Source organism: Halobacterium hubeiense (assembly GCF_001488575.1).
Classification (GTDB): domain Archaea; phylum Halobacteriota; class Halobacteria; order Halobacteriales; family Halobacteriaceae; genus Halobacterium; species Halobacterium hubeiense.
In genome coordinates this window covers 234,584-259,782 of the sequence record NZ_LN831302.1, presented here as the reverse complement: position 1 = coordinate 259,782, position 25,199 = coordinate 234,584, and the positions used below count along the sequence as shown (strand labels likewise).

The 25,199-nt window shown below is 63.7% G+C and carries 18 protein-coding genes and 1 tRNA gene; 3 read left to right on the top strand and 16 right to left on the bottom strand.

Annotation, left to right across the window (positions count from 1 at the left end; all coding sequences use genetic code 11):
* Positions 1-131 precede the first annotated feature (131 nt).
* Positions 132-2,321, bottom strand: a complete 2,190-nt coding sequence (locus HHUB_RS01165) for an elongation factor EF-2 (protein ID WP_059055435.1) — start codon at positions 2,319-2,321, stop codon at positions 132-134.
* 165 nt (positions 2,322-2,486) lie between these two features.
* Between HHUB_RS01165 and HHUB_RS01160 the strand changes: the two genes are divergently transcribed.
* On the top strand, positions 2,487-3,251 hold the full coding sequence (locus HHUB_RS01160; RefSeq protein WP_059055433.1) for a DUF5781 family protein: 765 nt from the start codon (positions 2,487-2,489) through the stop codon (positions 3,249-3,251).
* Here HHUB_RS01160 and HHUB_RS01155 read toward each other — a convergent pair.
* The 9 genes from HHUB_RS01155 to HHUB_RS01115 form a co-directional block, all read right to left on the bottom strand.
* Complete coding sequence (locus tag HHUB_RS01155; RefSeq protein WP_059055431.1) at positions 3,248-4,663, bottom strand: PQQ-dependent sugar dehydrogenase; 1,416 nt, start codon at positions 4,661-4,663, stop codon at positions 3,248-3,250. The genes HHUB_RS01160 and HHUB_RS01155 overlap by 4 nt on opposite strands.
* Positions 4,664-4,773: 110 nt before the next feature.
* The gene (locus tag HHUB_RS01150) at positions 4,774-5,388 is read right to left on the bottom strand and encodes a 30S ribosomal protein S7 (protein ID WP_059055430.1); all 615 of its coding nucleotides are present in this window, start codon (positions 5,386-5,388) and stop codon (positions 4,774-4,776) included.
* 2 nt (positions 5,389-5,390) lie between these two features.
* Positions 5,391-5,819: a 30S ribosomal protein S12 gene (locus HHUB_RS01145; RefSeq protein ID WP_059055427.1), complete on the bottom strand. Its 429-nt coding sequence runs from the start codon at positions 5,817-5,819 to the stop codon at positions 5,391-5,393.
* A gap of 506 nt (positions 5,820-6,325) precedes the next feature.
* A complete protein-coding gene (locus tag HHUB_RS01140) occupies positions 6,326-6,751 on the bottom strand; it encodes a NusA-like transcription termination signal-binding factor (protein WP_059055425.1) in 426 nt (141 codons plus the stop codon).
* Positions 6,751-7,938: a DNA-directed RNA polymerase subunit A'' gene (gene rpoA2 / locus HHUB_RS01135; RefSeq protein WP_059055424.1), complete on the bottom strand. Its 1,188-nt coding sequence runs from the start codon at positions 7,936-7,938 to the stop codon at positions 6,751-6,753. Before rpoA2 ends, HHUB_RS01140 begins: the two co-directional genes overlap by 1 nt.
* A complete protein-coding gene (locus HHUB_RS01130) occupies positions 7,931-10,843 on the bottom strand; it encodes a DNA-directed RNA polymerase subunit A' (protein ID WP_059055422.1) in 2,913 nt (970 codons plus the stop codon). The genes rpoA2 and HHUB_RS01130 overlap by 8 nt, the downstream gene beginning before the upstream one ends.
* Positions 10,840-12,666 carry a DNA-directed RNA polymerase subunit B gene (gene rpoB, locus HHUB_RS01125; RefSeq protein WP_059055420.1) on the bottom strand — a complete coding sequence of 609 codons (1,827 nt, stop codon included), beginning with the start codon at positions 12,664-12,666 and terminating at the stop codon, positions 10,840-10,842. Before rpoB ends, HHUB_RS01130 begins: the two co-directional genes overlap by 4 nt.
* Position 12,667: 1 nt before the next feature.
* Positions 12,668-14,230 (bottom strand): DNA-directed RNA polymerase subunit B'', encoded by a 1,563-nt coding sequence (locus HHUB_RS01120; protein WP_059055418.1) that lies wholly within the window; start codon positions 14,228-14,230, stop codon positions 12,668-12,670.
* A complete protein-coding gene (locus HHUB_RS01115) occupies positions 14,231-14,458 on the bottom strand; it encodes a DNA-directed RNA polymerase subunit H (protein ID WP_059055416.1) in 228 nt (75 codons plus the stop codon).
* Positions 14,459-14,636: 178 nt separating this feature from the next.
* Between HHUB_RS01115 and HHUB_RS01110 the strand changes: the two genes are divergently transcribed.
* A tRNA-Asp gene (locus HHUB_RS01110) sits at positions 14,637-14,709 on the top strand.
* Positions 14,710-14,962: 253 nt separating this feature from the next.
* The gene (locus HHUB_RS16010) at positions 14,963-15,286 is read left to right on the top strand and encodes a group I intron-associated PD-(D/E)XK endonuclease (RefSeq protein WP_238324034.1); all 324 of its coding nucleotides are present in this window, start codon (positions 14,963-14,965) and stop codon (positions 15,284-15,286) included.
* Positions 15,287-15,578: 292 nt separating this feature from the next.
* Here the strand turns inward: HHUB_RS16010 and HHUB_RS01100 are convergent, their stop codons facing one another.
* From HHUB_RS01100 to HHUB_RS17305, 6 genes are all read right to left on the bottom strand, one after another.
* Positions 15,579-15,938, bottom strand: coding sequence for a MarR family transcriptional regulator (locus tag HHUB_RS01100; RefSeq protein WP_059055412.1), 360 nt, complete (start codon positions 15,936-15,938; stop codon positions 15,579-15,581).
* 90 nt (positions 15,939-16,028) lie between these two features.
* Positions 16,029-16,931, bottom strand: a complete 903-nt coding sequence (gene artA / locus HHUB_RS01095) for an archaeosortase A (RefSeq protein ID WP_059055410.1) — start codon at positions 16,929-16,931, stop codon at positions 16,029-16,031.
* A gap of 252 nt (positions 16,932-17,183) precedes the next feature.
* On the bottom strand, positions 17,184-18,965 hold the full coding sequence (locus HHUB_RS01090; protein WP_157533972.1) for a BGTF surface domain-containing protein: 1,782 nt from the start codon (positions 18,963-18,965) through the stop codon (positions 17,184-17,186).
* 514 nt (positions 18,966-19,479) lie between these two features.
* Positions 19,480-20,565 (bottom strand): hypothetical protein, encoded by a 1,086-nt coding sequence (locus HHUB_RS16490; protein ID WP_157533971.1) that lies wholly within the window; start codon positions 20,563-20,565, stop codon positions 19,480-19,482.
* 522 nt (positions 20,566-21,087) lie between these two features.
* Positions 21,088-23,556, bottom strand: a complete 2,469-nt coding sequence (locus tag HHUB_RS01085) for an efflux RND transporter permease subunit (RefSeq protein ID WP_059055407.1) — start codon at positions 23,554-23,556, stop codon at positions 21,088-21,090.
* 3 nt (positions 23,557-23,559) lie between these two features.
* The gene (locus HHUB_RS17305; RefSeq protein WP_059055405.1) at positions 23,560-25,185 is read right to left on the bottom strand and encodes a COG1361 S-layer family protein; all 1,626 of its coding nucleotides are present in this window, start codon (positions 25,183-25,185) and stop codon (positions 23,560-23,562) included.
* Positions 25,186-25,199: the final 14 nt, after the last annotated feature.

The window sequence follows — 25,199 nt, the reverse complement described above, 5'->3', positions numbered from 1 at the left end:
CTACCGATGCATAGCGGTCACGCTGGTCGCCGAGTGAACGCACAGAGAGAACCGTGAGATTCCGCAGCCGGTTGCGGTTTTTTAGCGTAGATTTTTACGCGGTTCACCGCGCGAACCGCGTAAAAAGGTACTTAGAAGTAGTCGATCTGCTCGGGCAGCTCGGTCTTCATGCCCTTGCGTTCTCGAATCTGCTTGATGATCTCGGGCTGGAGGTTGTCGGCCATGACGCGGAAGCCGGCGTTCTCCGTGTTCCAGGATGCGCGGCCTTCGGTGGCCGAGCGGATGTCGCTGGAGAAGCCGATCATCTCTTCGACGGGCGCGATGCCCTCGACGACCATCATGCCGCCTTCCTGGTACATGTCGTCGACGCGGCCGCGGCGACCCTGAATCTCGCCGGACGCGGCGCCCATGTGTTCGGAGGGGACGTCGATGCGGACGTCCTGAATCGGCTCGAGCAGGCGGATCTCGGCGTCCATGAGGCCGCGGTGGACGGCGTCGCGGACGGCCGGGATGACCTGCGCGGGGCCGCGGTGGATGGCGTCCTCGTGGAGGCGAGCGTCGTGGAGGCGGATGAGCGCGCCCTCGACGGGCTCGGCGGCGAGCGGACCGTCACCGAGGGCTTCTTCGAGGCCTTCGACGACGAGTTCCATCGTCTCGTTGAGGTGCTGGATACCCTTCGTGTCGTCGATGAAGATGTTCTTCCCGATGATGTTCTCGACGTTCTGGGAGGTATCCTTCTCCATGCCGGCGTCCTGGAGCGTCTCGCGGCGCTCCTGCTCGGGCATGTCCATCGTGACGTTGCCGAGGCGGAGCTGCTCGAGGACGTCGTCGTCGAGCTGCTCGATGGTGATGTAGAACTTGTTGTGGCGGTTCGGGGAGACGCCCTCGACCTCGCGGGAGTCGCTGGTCGGGGACTCGCGGAAGACGACGATGGGTTCGCCCGTATTCACGGGGATGCCCTGGTTGCGCTCGATGCGCTGGGTGATGACTTCGAGGTGGAGTTCACCCTGCCCGGAGATGAGGTGTTCGCCGGTGTCCTCGTTGATCTCGATCTGGATGGTGGGGTCTTCCTTGGCGACCTGCTGGAGCGTCTCGATGAGCTTCGGCAGGTCGTCCATGTTCTGCGCCTCGACGGACTTCGTGATGACCGGTTCCGAGATGTGTTCGATGGACTCGAACGGCGTCATCTCGACGCTGGACACCGTCGAGCCGGCGATGGCGTCCTTGAGGCCGGTGACGGCGGCGATGTTCCCGGCGGGAACTTCGTCCACTTCCTCGCGCTCGCCACCCATGTAGATGCCGACGCTCTGGATGCGGTTCTTGCCCGCGGTCCCGGAGACGTACAGCTCCTGGCCCTTCTCCAGCGTGCCGGAGAAGACGCGGCCCGCGGCGATTTCGCCGGCGTGGGGGTCGATGCCGATGTCGGTGACCATCAGGACGACTTCGCCGTCCTCGTTGACCATCCGCATCGTGTCCGCGATTTCGGAGTCCGCGTCGCCCCGCCAGATGCGCGGGATGCGGTGGGGCTGGGCCTCGATGGGGTCCGGGAAGTGCTCACAGACCATGTCGAGGACGACGTCCGACAGCGGCGTGCGCTCGTGGAGCTCCTGGCGCTTGTCGGCGCGTTCGAGCTCCATGATGTCGCCGAAGTCCATGCCCGTGCGCTGCATCGACGGCATCGAGACGCCCCACTTGTAGAGTGCGGAGCCGAAGCCGACGGTGCCGCCCTCGACGGAGACCGTCCAGTCCTCGGTGATGTCGTCCATCTCCTCGGTCATCCCGCGGATGAGCTCGTTGACCTCGCGGATAACGCTCAGGAGGCGCTCCTGCATCTCCTCGGGCCCCTCCTGGAGCTCCGAGATGAGGCGGTCGACCTTGTTGATGAACAGCGTCGGCTTGACGCCCTCGCGCAGCGCCTGCCGGAGCACCGTCTCCGTCTGGGGCATCGCGCCCTCGACGGCGTCCACCACGACGAGCGCGCCGTCGACGGCGCGCATCGCACGGGTCACGTCGCCGCCGAAGTCGACGTGGCCGGGCGTGTCGATGAGGTTGATGAGGTGGTCTTCGCCCTCGTACTCGTGGGTCATGGAGACGTTCGCGGCGTCGATGGTGATGCCGCGCTCCTGCTCGTCTTCCTCCGTGTCCATCGCGAGCTGTTCGCCCGCGGTGTCCTCGGAGATCATGCCGGCGCCGGCCAGCAGGTTGTCCGTCAGTGTCGTCTTCCCGTGGTCGACGTGCGCGGCGATGGCGATGTTCCGGATCTGCTCCGGCTCGTCCATCAGCCGTTCGCACTTTTCGACAATCTTCTTTCGTCGGCCCATTGGGCATTCATACTGCCAGCGGGTTCAAAAGGGTAGTGTTTTGCCGGGAGCACGGCACGCCGGAACACGACGCGTAGCCCCTAGCGCGTCCGGTTCGTCTCGTCGCCCGCGACCACTTCTGGGGGCGAAAGAGTCTTTGCCGCCAATACCCTGTGAACAGCTACCATGGAGTTGCGCGTGACGAGCGGGGGCCCCGCCGAACCGTTTCTCGGCGCCCGCGACGTCTTCGAGACCGAACACGACCTCGAACAGCCGGTCGAGGTGCACATCCGCGAGAACCCCGACGAGCGAACGTGGGCCGGCCACTACGACGACCACCACGTCCTCAACATCTCCCAGCAGGCCGCCACGTCCGCGATGGCACGCGAGCTCGCGCTCCACGAGTTCTCCCACATGCTCCGCCACGAACGCGACCACCCCAGCCACGTCCTCTCGATGGACGAAGTTCTGTTCCTCGCGTTGACCGGGCGCAGCGTCGAGCGCCGCGTGCTCACGCACTGCTACCAGATTGCCAACCACGTCAAGGACATCTACGCCGACGACATCACGCTCTCGGTCGGCCCCACGGACAAGCTCGTGGCGTTCCTCGAATCCGAGCTCGCGGCCGCCCTCGCCGACCAGCCGGTCGCCGGCCCGACGGTCGGCCAGCGCCTCACCGCGGGCGCTGACCCCTCGATGACCGCCGTCAACGCCGCGTTCGCGCTCGCGCTGCTCGAACGCCACGACGCCGTCGCCGACGACCACCGCATCTACGACCTCGCGCACGCGGCCGCCGAGGACGCTCCCGAAATCGACGTGGAGGCGTTCCGCGAGCGGTTCGTCGACCTCGCGGCCGACCCCGACGAGAGCGACTGTCGCCGCGGGCTCGTCGACGCAATCCGCACGTACGTCGACGCCCAAGAGACGACAACTGGACCTGCAGCGGACTAAGCGGGCGTGATGCGCACGAGGCGGTCGTCGCCCTCGCGGGGGAACTGGTCGCCCTGCGCGCGCCCGTCGCGGTTCGACGTCACCGCGTACAGCGTGCCGTCCGGCCCTTGTTCGACGTGCCGGATGCGCCCGAGCTCGTCTTCCAGCACCGTGTGGTGGACCGCGCTGTACTCGGAGTTCATCCAGTCCGCATCGAAGCGTGTGCCGCCGTTCTCCGCGGACGCCGGCTCGCCGTCCGTCGGGTAGACGGTGACAAGGTTGATGCGCTGGGAGATGAGCCCGCCGACGAGGAGGCGGTTCTGCCACGACGGCACCGTGTCCGCCGTGTAGAACACCGCGCCCGGCGGCGCCCACGTCTCCTCGGTGTTCACAACCGGGCGCGCGTAGTCGGTGCCCCGGTACTCATCGGCCGTACGTGCGCGCTCACCCTCGGGCCCCCAGCCGTAGTTCCCCCCAGCTTCAAGCACGTTCACCTCGTCGTGGGCGCCCGGCCCGTGTTCGGTCTCCACGGGCGTCGCGTCCGGCATGAACGTGATTCCCTGCGGGTTCCGGTGGCCGTAGGTGTACACCCGGGGGTCGCCGCCGTCGATGTCGGGGTTGGCTTCCGGCGCGCTCCCGTCCGGGCCGATTCGGAGCACCTTCCCTGCCAGCGAAGAGGGGTCCTGTGGGAGCGGCTGGGTCGTCCCGAGGTCGGGGTTGACCGACGCCGCGTCACCCGTCGTCACCCACAGGTAGTTCTCCGGGCCGAAGGTGAGCCGCGCGCCGTTGTGGATGATCTCGTTGCCGGGGATGTCGTCAATGACGACCGTCTCGGTCTCCCCGGGGTTGTCCGCGGAAACGTCGAAGTACGAGAGCCGATTGACGAACCGGTCGCCTCCGGAGACTGCGGCCCCACCCGCGTACGTGTAGATGGCGTACACGAGGGGCACGTCGGGATAGTTCGGGTGGACTGCCAGCCCCATCAGGCCGCCCTCGCTGCCGGCCTCCCACCAGCCGCCCTCCTCGCCGGGAGCGATCGAGGCGGCGTGGTCGATCACGTCCGGGGTTGCGACGGTTTCCAGGTCGGAGGCAGTGTACCGCGATATCCGGCCGACGCGCTCGCTGATGAACAGGTCGCCGTTCGGCGCAAAGGAGAGGTCCCACGGAATCTCCAGCCCCTCGATGACGGTCTCGACTTCGACGTCGAGGTTCGGCGCTTCGGTGGGATGCGACCAGTCGGGGTCGTACTCGCTCCAGTTCTCGACGTCGTGGGTCACACCGAGGTCGTAGGAGGGGTCGTCGACGGTCGTGACCGGTGGCGATTCGGTGGAGGTCGGCGTGTCGCTCGGTTCGTCGGGCGACGTGCAGCCGGCCAGCCCGGCGACGCCGGCCAGGCCCGCAGCAGCGAGGAACGAACGGCGGTTACATCGCATACCTGACGCTTGTGGAACGCAGGGTTAACTGTTTTCAGGTATCGCCGCAGGCCAGCGAAACGCCGCCGCTGGAAACTGGAGAAAGATTCGCAGAACCGAACGGGACCGCGTTAGCGGGCTGCGGCCGCGACGCGTTCCTTCTCTTCTTTCTGCCCGACCGCGTACGTCTGCACGTCGTAGTCGGCGGCGCCGATGAGCTGGTTCGCCAGCGCTTCGGCGGCGTCGACGGGCGTCTTGAACGACGACGAGTGAGCGCCGTCGGCGATGAACTTCAGCGCCTGGTCGACGCGGCGCTGGGGCGCGACGTCGACGGCCTTCGGGACGGAGATGCCACCGTACTTCAGGCGGACGGTCTCCTCGCGGGGCGCGGAGTTCTCGACGGCGCGCACGAGCACCTGAATCGGGTTCTCCTCGGTGCGCTCGTGGACGATGTCGAAGGCGTCACGGACGATGCCGAGCGCCTGCTGCTTCTTGCCCGCGTTCGCGCCGGTCTTCATCAGGCGGTTCGCGAGCCGCTCGACGATGCTGATTTCGCTCTTCTTGAACTGCTTCTGGGCGTGGCGCCCCATCGTGTGCGCGATGGGCGTCACGGAGAGGTAGCGCCGCGTGCTCGGGTCGCGGTACTGGATGTCCGAGACCTCCCACTTGCCGAAGAGCTTCGCGTTGACGTCGTCCTCGTCGGTACCAGCGGGCGCCTCGGGTTCGGGGGCTTCTTCCTCGCTCATGATTATCGCACCGGCTTCTCAGCGTTCCCGCGGACCAGTTCGATGAGGCTCACGCCGTTGACCTTCTCGACCTTGTAGTTCACGCCCGAGAGGTCGCCCATCGCACGACCCTTCGCACCGCCGATGCCGGCGATGGTGACTTCGTCGTGCTCGTCGATGAACGAGATAGCGCCGTCACCGGGACAGAACGCGGTGACCTGCTTCCCGTTCTTGATGAGCTGCACCCGCACGCACTTCCGAATCGCGGAGTTCGGCTGTTTCGCTTCGATACCTACCTTCTCGAGGACGATCCCGCGACCCTGCGGTGCACCCTCGAGGGGGTCGGACTCTTTGCCGAGCCCCCGTTCTCGCCGCGCGTACTCCGAGTCGGACCACCGGTGCTGCTGGCGGTCCTTCTTCAGTTTCCGAGCGGCGTACTTGCCGTTCGACATACAGCCGTTTACCCAGCGGAGGCACTTAAACTCGGCCTTTCGCTTCGACCTTTTACGCTACGGGAGCCGCCGCTGGCCGCTCGCTCGGCAAAACCTCGGCCAAACGCGCCGTCGAACCCCGCTTCGGGGGCCCTCGGCGCCCGCACTCCCGACGGTCGCGTGGCGAGCGGCTTCGCTCACGAGAACTCCGAACCGTTCGCTCGCCGATGCTTGCAGCAGAGGGACAGCTGACTGTTTTGCATTCGCGGCTCGAGCGGTCCGGAGGACCCGGAAGGGCCGCGATTCACCGAGCGCGAACGGCGCGAGCGGCGAGCGCAGCGAGCCGTGAGCAGTAAGCGCTCGGGCCGACGACTGAGCGGAGTGAAACGAAGTCGTTCGAAAGAGCGCATAGCGCTCTTTCGTGATGACGAGAGAGCTCCGCTCTCTCGAACCACGAAGGAGGAGTGTTTTTAGCGTAGCTTTTGCCGAGCGAGGGGGCGAAGCCGCCGAGCGCAGCGCAAAAAGTACTACGTGAGCTGGATATCGTCGATGTCGAAGTGCCGTTTCGCGAGCTGTTTGGCGGCTTCGATGTTCTTCCCGCCGGTGCCGATGGCGACGCCCTTGTCCTCGTGGGCGACTTCGGCGTACGCGACCGTGGTGTCGTTCTCGCTGATGGTGACGTTGTAGACGGCCGCGGGGGAGAGCGCGTTCGCGACGAACCCCTCCGGCGTGGGCGCGTCCTCGACGAGCATCACGTCGCGGCCGAGCTTCTCTTCGAGCTCTTCGACGCGGCTGCCGCCGGGGCCGATGGCCGACCCCATCTCGCCGGCGGCGACGACGAAGATGACGCGGTCCTGTTCGTCGTCGACGACGCAGTCGACAGCGCTGGCGTCGGTCTCGTCCTCGAACGCGGCGATGAGGCGGCGCGCCTCGTCGGAGAGCCTGACTGTCATCAGTCGGAGTTGCTGGCGCCCATCCGGAGGTCGACGTCGCCGGTGCCGAGCTGGACCGGCTTCCCGACGATGACATTCTCGATGACGCCGTCGAGGTCGTCGGACTCGCCGTAGATGGCGGCGTCCAGCAGGTGGCTGACGGTGACCTCGAAGGCGGCGCGCGCGAGCACGGAGTCCTTGTTCCCGGAGATACCGTGCCGGCCGATGGACTGGATGGTGCCGTCGTTGGTCATGATGTCCGCGACCAGCATCAGGTGGCGGATGTTCACGTCGTCGAGACCCTGCTCTTCGAGCGTGGTCATCGTCTCCTCAATGATGGCCTCGCGGGCGGCCTCGATGCCCAGCGTCTTGTGGACCTCGTGGATGTTGTTACACGACGTGCGGGAGGCGTCGACGCCCTCGATGCTGAGGGCTTTCTTGAACGCCGAGCCCTCCGTGTAGAGGACGAACTCCTCGCCCTCGTCGGTCTCCTCGCGGCGAATGACGACGCGGGAGACGTCCTCGATGCCCTTGAAGACGATGTCGCGGAGCTGTTCGACGAGCTGGAGCAGCTCGCGGTACGACGGCTCGCTCGGCCCGAACTCCAGGACGGTCCCCTGCTGGGTGACCTGCACGCCGAGGCTCCCCTCGATGGTTTCCGCGATTTCGCCCGCAATCTCGGTGGTGGAGTCCATCAGCGGCCACCGCTCCTGGAGGGTGTCCTCGTTGAGGTCGATCTGGACGACCATGTCGGCGACGTTCGTGGAGATGTCACCGAGCGCGAGAATCTTCGTCGCCTCGATGTTCCAGACGACCTCGTGGGCGCGCTCGCGCTGCTCGGCGTACTCGTCCTCGAGGTACACCGTCATGATGGGCGTGTCCGGGGTCTTCCGGGCGTCCACGAGCTCGATGAGCCGCGGCAGGCCCTGTGTCACGTCCATCTCCGCGACGCCCGCGTAGTGGAACGTGTTCATCGTCATCTGCGTCCCCGGCTCCCCGATGGACTGCGCGGAGACGGTCCCGACCGGCTCCAGTGGGTCCACGCGCGTGTCGATGTACTGGGACTCGACCGCGGTCGCGATGTCCTTGGCTTCCGGGATGGTGACGTCGTCGCGGTCCTCGATGGTGTCGTAGACGCGCTCCTTGAGCCGTCGCGGGAGTTCCGTGCCCTCGACGTGCTCGCGGATGGCAGGAGTGATGTCAGTCATCGGATTCCACCTCCCAGGACGCGCCGTGTTCGGAGAGGTTCGTCGGCGGCTCCTGCACGCCGAGGAAGGCCTCTTTCTCCTCCGTGGAGTCGAACTCGGATTCGATGATGCGGTCGGCGATGTGTTCGACGTCGACATCGACCTCCTCGTTGGAGGACACCTCGACGGGCGAGGTGCCGTCCTCGCCGAACTCGAACTGGACGATGGTGTCGCTGGTGTCGCGGACCGTGCCGTCGTACTGGGTCTCCAGCTCGGAGAGCGCGTTGATGAGGCGGCGCTGGAGGTAGCCGGACTTCGAGGTGCGGACTGCCGTGTCCACCAGCCCCTCGCGGCCGCCCATCGCGTGGAAGAAGAACTCCTTGGGCGTGAGCCCGCTCGTGTAGGAGTTCTCCACGAAGCCGTGGGCTTCACTGGAGAGGTCGTTCGGCTCGAAGTGGCTGAGCGTGCGGTCCTCGTAGCCGCGGTTGATGCGCTCGCCGCGGACTGCCTGTTGGCCGACGCAGCCGGCCATCTGCGTGAGGTTCAGCATCGACCCACGCGCGCCGGAGTCGGCCATGACGACTGCGGGGTTGTCCGAGTCGAAGTTCTCCGCGGCGACGTCGCCGGCGGAGTCGCGGGCCTTCCCGAGCGTCTGCATGATCTTCATCTCGAGGGTCTCGTCGACGGTGCGGCCGGGCAGGGACTCGAGGTCGCCGTTCTCGTAGGTCTCGATGAGTTCCTGCACGCGGTCGTACGCCGACCCGATGGCCTCGTCGATGCGCTCGCGGGCCTCCGTGGAGACGGTCTCGTCGTCGATGCCGATGGAGAACCCGAAGTGCATGATCGAGCGCATCGCCAGCGACGCGACTTCGTTGATGAAGATGCGCGCGCGGGTCTTCCCGTGGACCTTCGCGATGGTGTCGACGATTTCGCCGCCGAACCCACCGATTTCGTCCTCGGCGATGGTGCCTTCGAGGAGCTGGCCGTTCTCGATGACGACCGGCTCGCCGACCGTCCCCGTGAAGTCGAGGTTGAGGTCGTCGGGCAGTAGTTCGCTGAAGATCTGTCGGCCCTCCCAGTAGGGCTCGCCGTCCTCGGTGCCGGCGGGCTCGGGGAGCTCGTCGATGCTGGTCTGGCGCAGCAGGTCGGAGGCCTGCGTCTCGTTGAAGCGGGGGTTGTCGTGCGTGAGCAGGTACGTCCCGCTGATGTGGTCCTGAATCGCGCCGATGATGTTCTCACCGAAGCGCGGCGAGAGAATCTGCTCCTGGACGCGCATCAGCACGCGCGCCTCCGCCCGCGCCTCCTCGTTCTGGAGGGCGTGCATATTCATCTCGTCGCCGTCGAAGTCGGCGTTGTACGGCGGACAGACGACGGTGTTCAGGCGGAACGTCTTGTACGGCATCACCACGACCTCGTGGGCCATGATGGACATCCGGTGCAGCGACGGCTGCCGGTTGAAGATGATGATGTCGCCGTCGATGAGGTGGCGCTGGACCTCCCAGCCGGGCTCGACGCGCTCGGCGAGCTCCTCGCAGACCTTCTCGGTGACGCGCACGCGGCGGCCGTCGGGTCGCGTGACGTAGTTCGCGCCCGGGTGGCCCTCGGGGCCGTTGCGGACGTACGTGCGGGCGCGTTCGACGTTCTGCTCGTTGACGACCATCGTCTGGGTCATCTCGGTCGCCACGCGGTCGGGCACGCCGACCTCGTTCAGCGACAGCGTCGGGTCCGGACTGATGACGGTCCGCGCGGAGAAGTTCACGCGCTTCCCGGACAGCGAGCCGCGGAACCGCCCCTCCTTGCCCTTGAGGCGCTGGCTGAGCGTCTTCAGCGGGCGCCCCGAACGGTGGCGGGCGGGCGGCGTTCCCGAAATCTCGTTGTCCATGAACGTCGTGACGTGGTACTGCAGCAGCTCCCAGAGGTCCTCGATGATGAGCTGGGGCGCGCCCGCCTCGCGGTTCTCCATGAACCGCTGGTTGATGCGGATGATGTCCACCAGCTTGTGCGTGAGGTCGTCCTCGCTGCGCTGGCCGTTGTCCAGCGTAATGGACGGCCGAGCGGTCACCGGGGGGACCGGCAGCACTGTGAGAATCATCCACTCGGGCCGGCTCTTGTCGGGGTCGATGCCGAGCACGGCGAGGTCCTCTCCGGGGATGTCCTCGAACCAGTCGCGGATGTCCGAGGGCATCAGCTTGTTCATGTCCTCGGTAGTGAGGTCCGCGCCGATGGCGGCCTCGATGGCCTCGCGGTCCTCGCGGCGCGGCCGGAACTCCCCGGAGAGGATGTCGTTGATGCGGCTGATCTCGATGTCCGTCTGCTCGGCGAGCTCCTGCGGGCTGATGCCCGAGTCGTCCTCGTCGGGGTCGGGCTGCATCGCGGCCGCGATGCGCTCGCTGTAGTCGCTGGCGAGGACCTGCTGGACTTCGTAGTACGTCGTCGGCTTCTCGTGCTTGACGTCGTACTGGACTTCCCCGCAGTGCGGGCAGTGGTCCTTCTTGCGGGCCTCCCGGATGGCGGCCTTCGTGACGTCGGAGACGTCCTCGCGGAGGCTGCGCGTGCGGTCGAGGTCCTCGCGGTACTCCTCTTTCTCCTCCTCGGTGAGCAGGAGGCGCGCGCAGTCCCGACACGTCCCGCGCAGCAGCCGGCGGATGAGCTTCGCGAATCCGACGTGGATGACGGGCGCAGCGAGCTCGATGTGGCCGAAGTGGCCGTTACAGCTCCCGGAGCGCTGGCCGCACGTCTTGCACTCCAGCCCGGGGTCGATGACGCCCAAGCGGGGGTCCATCAGCCCCATGTCGATAGGGAAGCCGTCGTCGTCGTACGTGTCCGCGGTGATGACTTTCGTCGCGGACATGTCCCGGTACTCCTCCGGGTCCATCAGCCCGAAGCTGATTTCCCCGATTTCCATGGGTGATTGTCCTGTGCTCATACTGCGTCCTCCAGTTCGAGTCGCGGCGCGATGCCGAGCGCTTTCATCTCGTCGAGCAGGAGCTTGAACGCGTAACTCATCTCGAGGCTGTGCACGTCCGTCTCCTCCTCACAGTTCGGACAGTAGACGCGGCGCTGCTCGTAGTTCTCCACGGCGGTCATGCCACAGTTGCCGCAGACGTGAATCTCCTCGCGGTCCGAGGAGTCAAGCAGGCGCTCTTTGAGCACCATCGCGGCGCCGTGGCCGATGACGGTGTCGCGCTCCATCTCCCCGACGCGGAGGCCGCCCTCGCGGGCGCGCCCCTCCGTCGGCTGCCGCGTGAGGACTTGGACCGGCCCCTTCGAGCGGGCGTGGAGCTTGTTCGACACCATGTGGTAGAGCTTGTGGTAGAAAATCGTGCCGACGAAGATCTCGGCCTCGATTTTCTCCCCGGAAACGCCGGAGTACAGCACTTCCTTGCCGGAGGACTTGAAGCCGCGCTCCTCCAGCGTCGAGCGCAGTTCCTCCTCGTTCTCGCCGGTGAACGCCGTGCCGTCGACGGAGCGCCCGTCGAGGCTGCCGGCTTTCCCGCCGAGCATCTCCAACACGTGGCCGACCGTCATCCGGGACGGCAGCGCGTGCGGGTTCAGCACGAGGTCGGGCACGACGCCCTCCTGCGTGAACGGCATGTCCTCGTGGGGCGCGAGGTGGCCAACAACGCCCTTCTGACCGTGGCGGGACGCGAACTTGTCCCCGAGCTCGGGGATGCGTTCGTCACGCACGGAGACTTTCGCGAGCTTCGAGCCGTCCTCGCCTTCCATGAGGGTGACCGTGTCCACGACGCCGTCCTCGCCGGAGCGCATCGTGACGCTCGTCTCGCGGCGCTTCTGCGGGCTGAGCCCGCCCATGTCCTCGGGTTCCTCAAGGAACCGCGGCGGGCTCGTCTTCCCGAGCAGCACCGAAGAGTCGTCGACCTGCGTCTCGGGATTGACGAGGCCGTCGTCGTCGAGATGCGTGTACGCGTCCTCACCGCGGCCGCCACGCACGTCGTCGCTCGGAATCTCGAAGCGGTCCTCCTGACCGCCGGGGTAGCGCCGTTCCTCGCCCTCGTACGTGCGGAAGAAGTGCGAGCGCGAGAGCGCGCGGTCCACGGAGCCCTGATTCATGACGAGGGCGTCCTCGATGTTGAAGCCCTCGTAGGACATGACGGCGACGACGAAGTTCTGCCCGGCCGGCCGGTCGTCGTAGCCGATCTGTTCGGTGGTCTGGGTGTTCACCATTGCCTTCTGCGGGTAGTGCAGGAGGTGCTGGCGGGTGTCCGGCCGGATGCGGTAGTTCGCCGCTGGCAGGCCCAGACTCTGCTTCATCATCCCCGCGCCCATCGTAATGCGGGGGCTGGCGTTGTGCTCGGGGTACGGAATCATCCCCGCGCCGATGCCGAAGATGAGCTGCGGGTCGATTTCGAGGTGGGTGTGCTTCTCGGTGAGTTCGTCCTCGTCGACGCCGACGAGGATGTCTTCCTCTTCCTCGGCGTCGATGAACTCGACTTTCCCCGCGTGAACGAGGTCCTCGAAGTCGATGTCGCCGTTCTCGATGGCGTCCATCTCGTCGTCAGTGACGAGCGGCTCGCCGTCCTCGACGACGAGCAGCGGGCGGCGCGCCCGGCCCGCGTCCGCGTTGACGATGACTTCGTTCGTGCGGTCTCTCACGGAGACGTTCACCATCTCGGAGACCTCTCCCCGTCGGCGCGCCTCCCGGATCTGTGCTGCCAGCTCCTCGGGGTCCTCGTGGGTCCCGACGAGACTGCCGTTGACGTAGACTTTCGCTTCTCGTTCCGTGCTCATGTTAGTCGTCCGCTGGTGTCGCTTCCGTGCTGATTCCGGGGATGCCCTCGACGCCCATCGACGAGAGTTCGCGTTTGAGTTCGCGTTCGTCCTCGACGTTCTGGGAGAGCTCCATCGCCTGCGCGAAGTTCTTCACCAGGCCACAGTTCGGTCCCTCCGGCGTCTCGGAGGGACAGATGCGCCCCCACTGGGTGGCGTGCAGGTCACGCGCCTCGAAATGGGGCTGCGAGCGGCTCAGCGGGCTGCGCAGGCGGCGCAGGTGGCTAAGCACGCCCATGAAGTCCGTCCGGTCCACGAGCTGGCTGACGCCCGAACGGCCGCCCACCCAGTTCCCGGTCGCGATCGGGTGTTCGAGCCGTTCCGTGAGGACGTCCGAGCGAACCACCGTGTTGACGGTAAGTTCGCGGTTCCGCATGTTCGCGCGCTCGAGCTGGTACTTCACGTCGCGCGCCAGCTTGTTCAGCGCCGTCCGGAACAGGTCCTTCATCAGGTCGCCCGAGACCTTGAGGCGCTTGTTCGCGTAGTGGTCCTTGTCGTCGGATTCGCGGCGGTCGAGCGCGAGCTCGAAGCACGCCTCGGCCATCCGGCAGAGGTAGTACGCCTTGTTGATGCGCGTCTCCTCGTCCTCGATACCCTCCTCGTGGAGGTGCGGCAGGAGGTAGCGGTCGATGACGTAGTTCGCGCGCTTCAGCTGGTAGTTTTTCCCCTGCCCGGAGGCGACGCGCTTCCCGAGCTCCTCGATGGCCTCCTCCTGAGTCTGGACGTCGGCCTCCTCGAGGTTCTCCAGCATGAACTTCACAATCTCGGGGTCCTCGCTGACGCGGTGGACGATCTCCTCGTCGGATTCGAGGCCCAGCGCCCGCACCAGCGTCACGAAGTTGATCGAACCCGAGACCGAGGGGAACGACACTTCGAGTAGCCCCTCGCGGTTGCGTTCGACGAGCACCAGCGCGCGGTAGCCGCGGCGCTGGCTGAACGTCTTCGCGACCTGAATCTCGTCGCCGTACTTGGAGTCGTACTCCGCGAGAATCTTGTTCGGCGCGAGGTCCTCGCTGGTCATCAGCACGCGCTCGCTGCCGTTCACGATGAAGTAGCCACCGGGGTCGGCGGGGTCTTCGCCGATCTCGATGAGCTCCTCCTCGGAGAAGCCCGCGATGTTGCACTTGTCGGAGCCGACCATGATCGGCATCCGGCCGACCTTCGTCTCCGTCGTGTCCAGCACGCGCTCTTCTTCCTCTTCGCCGCCGCGCACGATGCTCATCTCCATGAACACCGGCGCGGAGTACGTGATGTTGCGCAGCCGGGCTTCCTGTGGGTACAGCAGCTCCTCGGAGCCGTCCGCCTCCCGCACGCGCGGGGTGGTGATGCGGACGTCGCCGAGTTCGACCCACACCGGCTCCTCGTCTTCCTTGTCACCGATGTCCGTCTCGATGCGCTCCTTCTCGGTGACGACGTCCTGCATGCCGCGCTTCAGGAACGAGTTGAACGACCTGAAGTGGTGCTCTGCGAGTCGTTCTTTCGAGAAATACGCCCGCGACAGTTCACGTCGGTCTTCGATTTGCATTTATTCGATCACCAGTCGGTACACGATAGCTTTGTCCGTGGTCCGCGAGTCCCGCACGATTTTGACGACGTCGCCGACCTCCGCGTCGTCCGGCAGGGCAGGGTCCTTCCGTTTGATCTTCGGCAGGTCCGTCCGGTCGATGTCGTAGTCCACGAGCACGTCCTCGAGTTCCTCCTCGTCGAGGACGGTGTGCTCGGGGACGAGTTCGTGTTGGCTTACGTCTACCATGGATGTGCCTGGATGGGGGGAGAACTACCTCTCACGAGATACTACAGGCCAATTCATCCGCGGCGCACTTAGGTCTTGTCAACTACGATTCCGGTCGCGGCCCGCGCCACCACGACGCACACCGCCCACCGTTTGGAAAGTCTTAAGAATACAAGCCGGCTACGAATGAGTGCAGCAAGCCCGGATGGTGTAGTGGCCCATCATACGGCCCTGTCACGGCCGTGACGCGGGTTCAAATCCCGCTCCGGGCGCTTCTCTGTTTCCCAATCGAACAGCAGTTGGTTCGTCCAGTCTATTTCCTCGTTCCCGCACGACTGAGTGTTCGCTGTCGCTTCATGGCCGTCCGGAGGTTCATCTGCCAAAGCGACGAAAATTGCGCTGCGTGCCCATGTGTCCGAACTCGAAGGCCGTCGGTGACACAACCGAGTCCAAGATCCTCCACACGCTCATCTCCAACGGGTATAGCGTCTCCATCCCCTTGGGGACAACGACAAGTACGACCTCATCGTCGACGACGATGGACGGCTCCTCCGCATCCAGTGCAAAACAGCCTGGGAAACGAAGACGGGGACAATTCGATTCAACACGCATTCCCAGACCACCAGAGACGGCGAGTACCACGAGAGTACGTACCACGATGCGGTCGATGCCTTCGTCGTTCGCTACCCCGAAACGGACGACCTCTACTGGATTGACGTCGCGGAAGCGACCGACCAGAAGATGGAGCTCCGCTTCTCGGCCGAAATCGACCACCCAGCAATCAACTGGGCGAGCGACTACGAGTTCGACGGTACCATCCCGTCGATATCGTCTCGCCCTGATTCGTAGGCGATACTCGCTGCATTCACACGTCGCCGCTCACTGTTTCGTCCGCGACGCTGCCTCGTGCCTCAACGCGACTCGCTTTCCTCGGTGAGTTCGACGCCGAACCCGTTGTGGAGAAGCGAGTCGGAAGCTTCGATGGGGCGCAGCGGTCCTCGTGGAATGCGAGGGGCGCCGCGAACTGAGAGCGTGCGTAGGACCTCGTGTCGCTGGCGCGAGCGAGTACAGTCTCTTCGTCGACACCGGTGACACTGCCGTCATCCTCGGCTACGAAGTGACCTCTGCCTTCGACCGGCAGCTATTCGCTCTCGTCACCGTCGTCGACGCCCGGGCCCCACTCGTCGGGGTCTTCGGCACCGAGCCGTTCGGTCGCAGCTCGCGCCGTCGCCATCGAACTGAGCGTCACGTCGAGGGCTTCGACGTCACCGATAGCCCAGTAGTCGCCGCGGTGGCGAACGAGGCCGCGGTCTTCCAGTCGGGAGAGGACGACGCCGAGGCTGCCGCGTGCGACGGTCGTTCCGTCGTGGATTTCGCTCGGCGTGTACGCCTGGTCCGGCGACGAGGCGAGGAACGCCAGCACCTCCTCGGCGTTCGTTCGGCCGCCCGCTCGGAGGTCGGCTTCGTCGCCCTCCTCGAAGGACTGGATGTCGATCGGCATACGCGACAGTATGTAATCTGATGTAACGCGGCGAGCGTGAGCAGTTCGTCACGAGACCGCCACAGCCCCCGAGAATCAGTTCGAGCGGCGTTACTCCGCGAACTGCTCGGTGATGTCGTACTCGTTGCCGGTCGCGATGTACGCGACGTCTTCGACGACGCCGCCGAGCTCCGGGACGATGCGCAGCAGCACGAACGTCAGGACGACGAGTGCGACGACCGACGCGGACTGCGCGAGCATACGGTCGGCGAACAGGTACGACACCATGTTCGGGTCGTCGCTCGGGAACACCGCGAAGACGATGTCCTGCATCGTTGGGTTGCGGAACCACTGTTCGCCGTGGGCGACGGCGATGAACGCCACGCGAATCACGTTCAGCCCGTAGATGACCGGGAGCGCGATTGCGAGTGCCTGGGCGCGGCGCTTCCACGGCGCTTTCACCGCGAGCGCGAGCCCGCCGACGATGGACATACTGCCGATGCCCGTACACGCCATCAGGACGGTCGTCGGGAACTTCCACGACTCGCCCGTGACGACGTGCTCGCCGGTGAACACGAACTTCGCCATGTAGCCGTGTTCGCCTTCCACGACCGGCGGGTAGTAGCCGAACTGTGCCATCAGCCATTCGGCCTGCTGGGCGACCGTCTCGATGGCGAACCGGCGCGCCGGCTCGATGGTCTCGAACGGCAGGAACAACAGTCCCATGATGGCGATCGAGCGCGTCAGCGTCTCCAGCTGGCGTTTCCCGGTGCCGACGAGGTACGCGGTGTAGAGACACGCGGGGACGGCGACCGCGCTCAACGCACCCTCGATGATGCTCAAGTGCTCGAAGAAGTAGTACGGCGCGAGTAGCCCCCAGAACACCGCGAACAGCGTCCACGCGGCAACCGCCGTGTACCTGCTGTACTGGCGGTAGTCCACCTGGAGAACTGCGCTCGTGGCGAACGCCGCGACGACGATCCACGCGAGCGCGTCAGTTAACGCGGATACCATTGTACGACGCGACGGGCGTCCCGAGTATAGGCGTGTTGGTAAGACCTCAGTCCCGAGTTAGTGCGTCGGTAGATTACAGTCGCTTCTCGGGCTGAAGAGGGGAATTAGCTGGCGTGACAGCCATCTTGACATCCTCCCCGCGCTAAAGCGCGAGGATTCCCGAACGTTGGGATATAACGGGTGGAACTCCCGGGCACCCGAGCTCTCGCGCTTCCGCACAGCTGGGCCCGATCGGGGGGTGACGGGTGCGTGCTACCGCCGGGATATAAACAGCCACGCGAACGCGGCGGCTACCACAATGAGGGCGGTGAGCGGGGTGAGGCTAGGTGTAGTCCCGCCTGATTCCTCTGCGTCCGTCTCGGATTCAGCGGAAACGACAGTCGTTTGCACAGACTGGTTCGCCGTCTGCTGAACCTCCGAAACGACCACCAACTCCGTGCGAGCAACCTCCGTACCATCAATCAGAAGCGAGAGAGTCGATGTCCCACGGACCGCTGCCTCGGAGAGGTCGAGCGTGCCAGAGAACGTTCCATTTGGGGCGATCGAGACAGGTGACCGCTGCAACGACGTGAATGACGTGTTTGCCGCTCGGGATGTCAGTTGAAGTTCCGCGTCCGTCCCGGGCGCGATGTTCGTTTTCCCGCGGATATGGGTCGGAGACTGTCGGTCGACGACAACCGGGGAACCCGACTCCACCCACCCATCCGTGCCCTCGAACCGGACGCGTGGTTCGACGAGCGAGAACTGGGTCGTCGCGGTGGTGTTCTCACCAGGTTCAAAGTACGGGAAGGCGGGTGTATCGACATCGCCGCCAGCACCGCCCACCAAGCCGCGATAGTACGACTGGATGTGCTGGTCCTCACGGTCAAAGAGGAATGGCGACGTTGCGTCGGTGCGGTACTCGAGGGCAGCGGAGAAATTTCGGCTAGCGTCGTCGGTCAACGCGAAGGTATCTGTTGCCCGCGGATCGACGACAATGTAGAGTTTCCCCGCCGTATTGTCCGCATACACAGTGACAGCGGTTGCGTCAAGCGTGGAGAGGTCCAACACCTCAAGTGGAGATTCAAGTCCGTCCGAAGGACCGGGACCGCGTAGCACCGGCCCGTCAGTCGACTCAACCGCAAACTCAACTCCCTCCCCGGTTCTAGTTTCCAACTGCGAGAGAGTTCCGGGATCGAACCCTGTTGAGAGCGCTTCGAACCCTCCCTCAATCGCGACGAGATGGCCATAAATGCCGGTCGCCTCGGCGGTAATCACGATCCGGTCGGTCGCCGTGACTGTCCGGCTCTCCGTCGCGGAGTCTACCAATGCCGTGTGGTTGGGAGCGGCATTTGCCGGCCCTGCCGGCGCAGCTTGGATGGACATTTCGCCGAGGCCTGGCTTCGTCAGTTCGATCGTTGTTGCCTCGATGGTGGGCGACGTCGGTTTGGATGTGTACTCAGCGGAGCCACGAGAATCGGATGTGGCATTGGCGCGGAACTCACCGGCTGTACTGGCGAGGAGAGAGTAGTTCCCCGGCTGCAACGGCCGCCGAAGTTGGTCAATGCCACGATCGGCCGATGCCGAGTCGATGAGCCCTAATGCAGCGAGGTATTCGCCAAATCCGGTCAGTTCGGAGCCGTCCGGCCCGAGAAAGGTGGGGCTGTCGTCAGCGGTTGAAAGCCGGCCGTGAACGCTGCTCCGAATGACGTCACCGTCACTGTGGTAAACGAGGTCGCTAGCTGTGGCGCTGATACTGTCGCTCGTCCCAAGCGTCCGCGTATTGATCGAAAACGTAACATCTCCATCGCTGTCAGCGTCCTCGACACGGAGCACGTCGAGAAAGCCGCTTGAAACCCCCCCAAGTTGAATATAGGCGTGATCGCGGGCCGAGCCACGTTCAGCAGTAACACCGTCGGTCGCTGTCATCGTGGACAGATTCAGCGAGACGGTGACGATGTCGCCAGCTGGCTGTTCGTAGCTCGTCTGGCTCCAGCCATCGGAAGAGGAAGCTCCAGCGGTCGACTGCGTGGACCGCAGTATGGTGCCGTTCATGGCTGTGAGATTCTCCGAGTTCGGGGTGGTCGTAGTGGACTCGTGGGAGACCGATGCCGGGCCAGGGCTGGCAGCTCCGACAACCGGTGCGCAGACCGCTGCTGTAACCACCACCACGACGAGCAACTGACGGATCAGCCTACCTTGGGAAAGAGTATACATCATGAGTTAAGCGGCTAGTGGCGTATCAACCGGGGTGTCGAGACGGCCCCCTGAGAGACCGAACGCAGTAGTGGTCGACTCGCCGTCATACGTCCTCCAACATTCCCCGGGAGACACTTGGTTGTCTAAACGAAGTGATTGTCCGGATAAATACTTTGGGCAACTGCGGGACCGTGTTAAGTTGAGGCCGAACAGTGACGTGCTCCCACCCGGTGTTAGCCGGGCATGGCAACCCTGACGGTTGGGAATCTAAGCTTTGTGACCGACAGCACTGGCTCCGCCACGAAGCCGGGACTCGTACCCCGCGTGGGGCTTCGAGATATCTTATTTTGTGTCGGTCGGCGCGGTCGGCTTACAGCCGACGTAGGGTCACGACGGCAGCGACTACGAGTCCAGCTAGCAGTCCCGTAGCTAGTCCGAACCCTGCCCCATCCACTTCTGTCGTGGTTTGCGTGGGCGATACCGTCGATGTCTGACTCCTCGTTGGTGTCCGTGGAGACACCGCCTCTGTGGTCGGCGTTTCGGACGGTCGCTCGGTCGATGGAGTGGCTGGAGCCGTCGTTTCCGTCTGTGGCGTCGTCGACGTCAGAGCGGTCGTGGTTTCGGTTGGGGCCGTCGGTTCACCAACACTCAGTTCGGTTGTCCACGCGGCATCGTTAGCAGTCAGGCTATCCGACCCCTTGATCCGAAGGGTGTAGGCTCCCTCGTCAACCTCGGTGAAATCTAAGAGCCAGTAGGCGGTATTGTGGCCCGTCGTTCCGAGACCTTGGGTCACCCGACTAAGATTCGTCGTCGAGAAGTCCGCAGGCAACTGCGCCGCTTGGGCGTCTGAAGGCGAAGCCGCAAGCACTTCCTTCTCGATCGTAATCCCCTCACTCTGGTCAACCACGGCAATCTGGATATCTTCAGCCTGCACGTAATTCCAATCAGCCGTCACCAACACTGGATTATTCGTCGGGATCGCAGCGTCAGCACCCATCTCGACGCCATTCTGGTTGCGGAGTGTAACTTGCGAGATGCGGGGTTCCAGAACACGAGCGGTGAGTTCCGCCGAGGAGTAACGCCCGGTGGCCTGGTCAGCTGGAATGGAGCTAGTGAGGTCAAGCAGGTCGCCTTCGCTTGCTCCGGACTCCCCCTCGAGCAGCGTCCCGGAGACCACATCACCATCCGTATTCCGCCATGCCTCGATATCATCTTCACCCTGAAATACGGTATAATAGCTCCGGTTATCCAGTATCAGTTCTCCCGTCCCTGTGGTGGGATCCCACCGGCCACGCGGCGCTTCAGCAGCGATGTTCGTTGACTGTGCCGTGCCATCCATCACCTGCGGCGTTGGTGGGCCTGCGGTCGCCTGCACCGTCAGTAGACCCGTCCCGGCGATCGCTGTTCCAATAACAACGAGCGCGGCGAGAGCAGCGTGAAGCGTCTGAACACGCATATATGAGTAGAGTGAACGCTGGGAATGATATTCTTATGGGCGGGCTAGTCACAGTTTCACCGCGAGACATTACCGCAAACCCTGGGTTCTCGAGCACAGCCATAAACGAATGGAATGCAGCCGACGCGTGTCTCACCGGCGTTGAACTAAGAGGGGAGCGTGCGCTCGGGTGCGCGGTGTTCTACAGCCTGAATGTGGGTTGGACGACGATGCAGACAAGAGCGCGGCGCTGAATGTTGGGAAACGAGCCTTAGCAGTAGTTGAAAACACGGGATCTTCTATTCAGTGATTGCCGAGTAAGTAGGCGTGGAACGGCATATGATGCCGTCCACGACGAATAAAGAAATCGTATTTATAACAACTGTTAGGCAAGTTTGAGAGACCGCTGTCCGAGACGGGAGTTGTACTGGCACGGCCCGAGTCGCAGGTTCGTCGTCCATCGTGACGACGAACCTGCGAACCTCTCTGTGTCCGTGGGTTCAACCCAGTGGGGGGCCCCACAGCTTCAGCCGTAGGTGGATGTCAACGGGAGCGTACTATCGCGAGTGGTTCGCTGTTACGGTACCGCGACCACAGCAATACTGCGGGTGGTAATGCGACGATGGAGAAGATGAACGAGTACACCACACTAATCGCCATCAGAAGCCCGAAGTCGCCAAGAACGGGGGTGATGGCGAGTGCAAGTGCACCCGTCCCGAGAGAGGTGGTTAGCATGCTGCCTAACAGCGCCCCACCAGTTCCCGAAAGCGTGCGCACCATCGCCATGTGTGCATCGCCGCTCTCGTTGAACTCGTCGATAAATCGATGCGTTGTGTGAACGGAGTAGGCGATCCCGAGTCCGATCGAGATCGAGAGGATGGTTGCTGTCAACGCGTTTAATGCCATCCCGAGATATCGCATCGTTCCGATCAGGTACGCAATCGAGATGAGGATGGGGAACACGTTCACAACGCCGAGCATCGGTTTCCGCTCCAACACCCCGTAAGCAATCACGAGGAAGATGGCGGTCAAGCCGATGGCAAGCACCAGTCCCTCAATCGCGGACGTGAAGATAATCCCCGTCACGGCGTCGAACACCACGACTTGGCCTGTCGCCGTCGCGGTGTACCGGAAGTCCTCAGTGAACTGCCGGGTTGCGTCGGCAGCTGCTGACTGTGAGGCGTCTGAATCTATGGAATAGACGACTTGGGCGGCCTGCCGGTCCTCAGTCAGATACTGGGATGCTTGGTCGCTTGCGCTGGACGCGAACAGCACATCATAGATGCGGTCGAGATTCCGGTCCGGAATGCCGTTGTCATTCTGGTCGTTTCGTGCGATAAGTTCAGCGAATTCGGGGTTCTGCTGGGCGTGCGACTGTATGACCGTGAGAATGCTTTGAGCTTGCGCCCCACCACCAGCGCCGACCGCGAGCTCCTCAGGTGGGTCATCATTCGGGCTGGCAAGCGCTTCGAGCGCATGAGCTTCCTCAAACGATCCTTCAAAGTATATTGTCACCGATTGGTCTTGGTTCGTTGCGAATTTGTCTTCGAGTAAGTTCGTCGTCTCCGTGACGGTGTAGTCACTGGGCGCAAACGGCTCCGGCAGCCCCGTCACGTACCCTGGTTGTTGTTCGGGTGGGAGGAAGTCCTCCGTCTCGAAGGACGTGTCAACTCCAGAACCGTAGGCGGCGGCGACACCGCCCGTAAGCAGTAAGACCAGCACAAAGACAGTCGGTGCGTACCGACTTACAACGGCGGGCAGCGATAGTGCACGACCCAGGGCAGAGTCTTCGGATGCAATTGGCTCCGAGTTGAACTCGGGAACGCCAAATCGGGCCCGGAGTTTATCCACTTCGAGCTTTGCCGCGGGGAGGAACAGGCCGAAGATGAGGAACGTGAAGATGATCCCTGCGCTCGACGCAATCCCCATGTTGCGAATCGGGGTGAGGTCCGAAATCACGTTCGCGCCGAACCCGAACACGGTCGTCACAGTGACGATCACGAACGCGATCATCAACTGGTTGTTCGCTGTCCGCATCGCCTTGACCGGTTCGAAGCCCTGGACTGTCTCCTCCCGATAGCGATTGATGATGTGAATCCCGAAGTCAACCCCGACTGCCAGCAGCAATACGGGGACGGAGATCATCTGTTGATTGAACGGGATCCCGGAGTAGCCGAGGAACCCAAACGTCCAGATGATCGTCATCAAGAGGGCAAACAACCCCAACAGCAGGTCGATCGGGTCCCGGTATGCGACCACCAGGAAGATCAACAGGAGAATGACGACGACCGGCATCACGATGACCAGCGAGTCGCCGATGACGTTGCTCATCTCCGCGTTCGTGATCCCAGCACCGAACGCACGGATATCGCCGGGCTCACTACTCGCAAGCGACTGAATGGACGTCTGGACCGCGGTCAGGTCATCATCCGTGAATCCCTGAGGAACATCGTGAGAGACGGACGTGATCGACGCCGTCGCAGAAACGGACGTCGGGTTGAAATCCTCCGAAATAACGCCGGTGAACTGGGCGTTGTCCGATAAGCTGCGGATCGTTTGTCGGATTTCGGTTGCCGACGCAGCTTCGAGCACGCGGCGCTGTTCAGCGACCGTTGTCGCTGAGGGGTCGATCGCTTGCGCGACAACCGGCGCCGGGCCGGAAGCCGACGCCATTCGAAGGTCGTCGCGGCTTTCGATCTCTTCGATGAGGCGGATGTTTCGAACAAGCGCCTCCTTCGTGAGGACGTTATCCCCCGTGTGGATGAGCTGCGTGGACTCCATCTCCGGGCGGAATGGGTCCTCGAACTCCGCGTTGACCGAATCGAGAGCCTGTTGAGCTTCAAGACCATCGGTGAATGATTCGGTCGAGTCGGTTTCAGTCGAGATCAGCCCGAAGCCACCGACAAACATGGCTGTAACGACAAGAAACGCCAACACGACCGCACGCGGACGAGAGACGATCGTGTCGTTGAGTCGTCTCGTCGCCGCCTCAATCCGGTCTCCGATTCCCATCAGTTACTGCCTCCGATACCAGAGCACTGCTGCAGCCCCCCCGATGAGGACGACTGCGCCGATGATTAGCGGCATCGGGAGGCCGCCACCACTACTCTCCACGACGTTGATCGGGACGCGCATGGTGTCCGTCAACTGGCTGTTCCCCCGCTGATCGTCGTACCGGAAGTCGAACGAAATCGGGTAGGTCTTATCCGGCGTTGCCGATGACGCCGCCGTCAGCTCGAAGGACACCGTGACGGTTTCCCCTGGCTCCATAGACTCGACGTAGCCGGTGTCTGCATCACCAGTATCGAGGGGGTCGTCAGCGAACAGCCGCGCTTCGATGTCCGTGACGGTTTCATTCAGATTGTTCGTCACGTCGACAGCGATCGTGCGTGAGCCGCCCGTCTCGATCGTCTGTTCGGCGAGCTCAACAGTAAACTGGTCGCGTTCGGGGGCGACATCAGCGCGGACGTCGAGCTTATCGTACGCCCGTCGGTCACCATCGGCGTTCCGGTAGTTAACCGCGAAGTCGATCAGATTCGGACTCGCCTCGGCGCTACTCGTGACTTCAATCGGCAGTCGGAACGATGCGGACTCGCCCGCGTCGAGCGAGCCGACGGCGACGGATTCTTCGATCGGCACCATTGTCGCGGATTCATCGGCGTAGCGAACGACGACGCTCTTTGCGGACTGTGGGCCCTGATTCGTGACGGTGCCCGTAATTTCGCCGTCCTCTCCCACGCGTAGTGAGGTGTCCACATCGCTGAACGCGAACGCTTGTTCATCGATGGCCTCAACGCCGGCTGTCATTGGCTCAGATGACTGGCTGATTCCGTTCGCATCCTGGTATTCGACCGTGAGATCGAGCGTGTACCCACGCTGTGTCGCATCAGGCGCAAGGGAGATGCCATACGACACGTTCCGAGTCTCACCGGACTCCCAGTCACCCACGTACGACGTTGCGCTCGGGCCACCGGAATCAAAGGTCAATGCGTTGCTGCGGGAAGTCGCACCGACTGTTGCTCCACGAGCGATTTCCGCGCCCGTATTGCGCAGCGTCATCGAGACATCACTATCATCGCCGATCTGGGCCGTGCCGGTAATGTCCACTACTTCGAAGCGGGCGTCGTCAGTTACCGCCACCGTGATAGATCCGGTGCGCGTGCGCGTGAAGTCACTGTAATCAGTTCCGTACGCGTCGTAGTCAACGACTCGCGAGAACTGATACTCGTATTCGACGGGAATCTTGTACGTCCCCGATGCAGCATCTTCAGCGATCTCAATTGGGACTGTCGTTTGGCTAGAGCCAGTTGGGACGTTCCCGATGGAGAGTTCACCGGCTTGAACGTCAATCGGCACGTTGCTGTCATCGAGGCTCATCGTCATCCCGCGGGCAGTCGTTACTCGGTTTTCGTATTGGGATGGGCCGCCCTTATCGATGGAGCCGCGGTTTGTGATCGCGATGCTGAGCTCGTCGGCCGTCCCAGCTGAGACTTCGCCGGTTGCCGTGGCGAAGGAAATATCCGGTTGACCGATCACTTCCCCAGATTCTTGGGCGCTAACCGCGCCAGGAACGCCGGCAATGGCGACCGAGGCCAGGACGAGCGCAACGACAAGGATAGTTGTGGAATAGTTCGAGTTCATGGACTAACACCGCT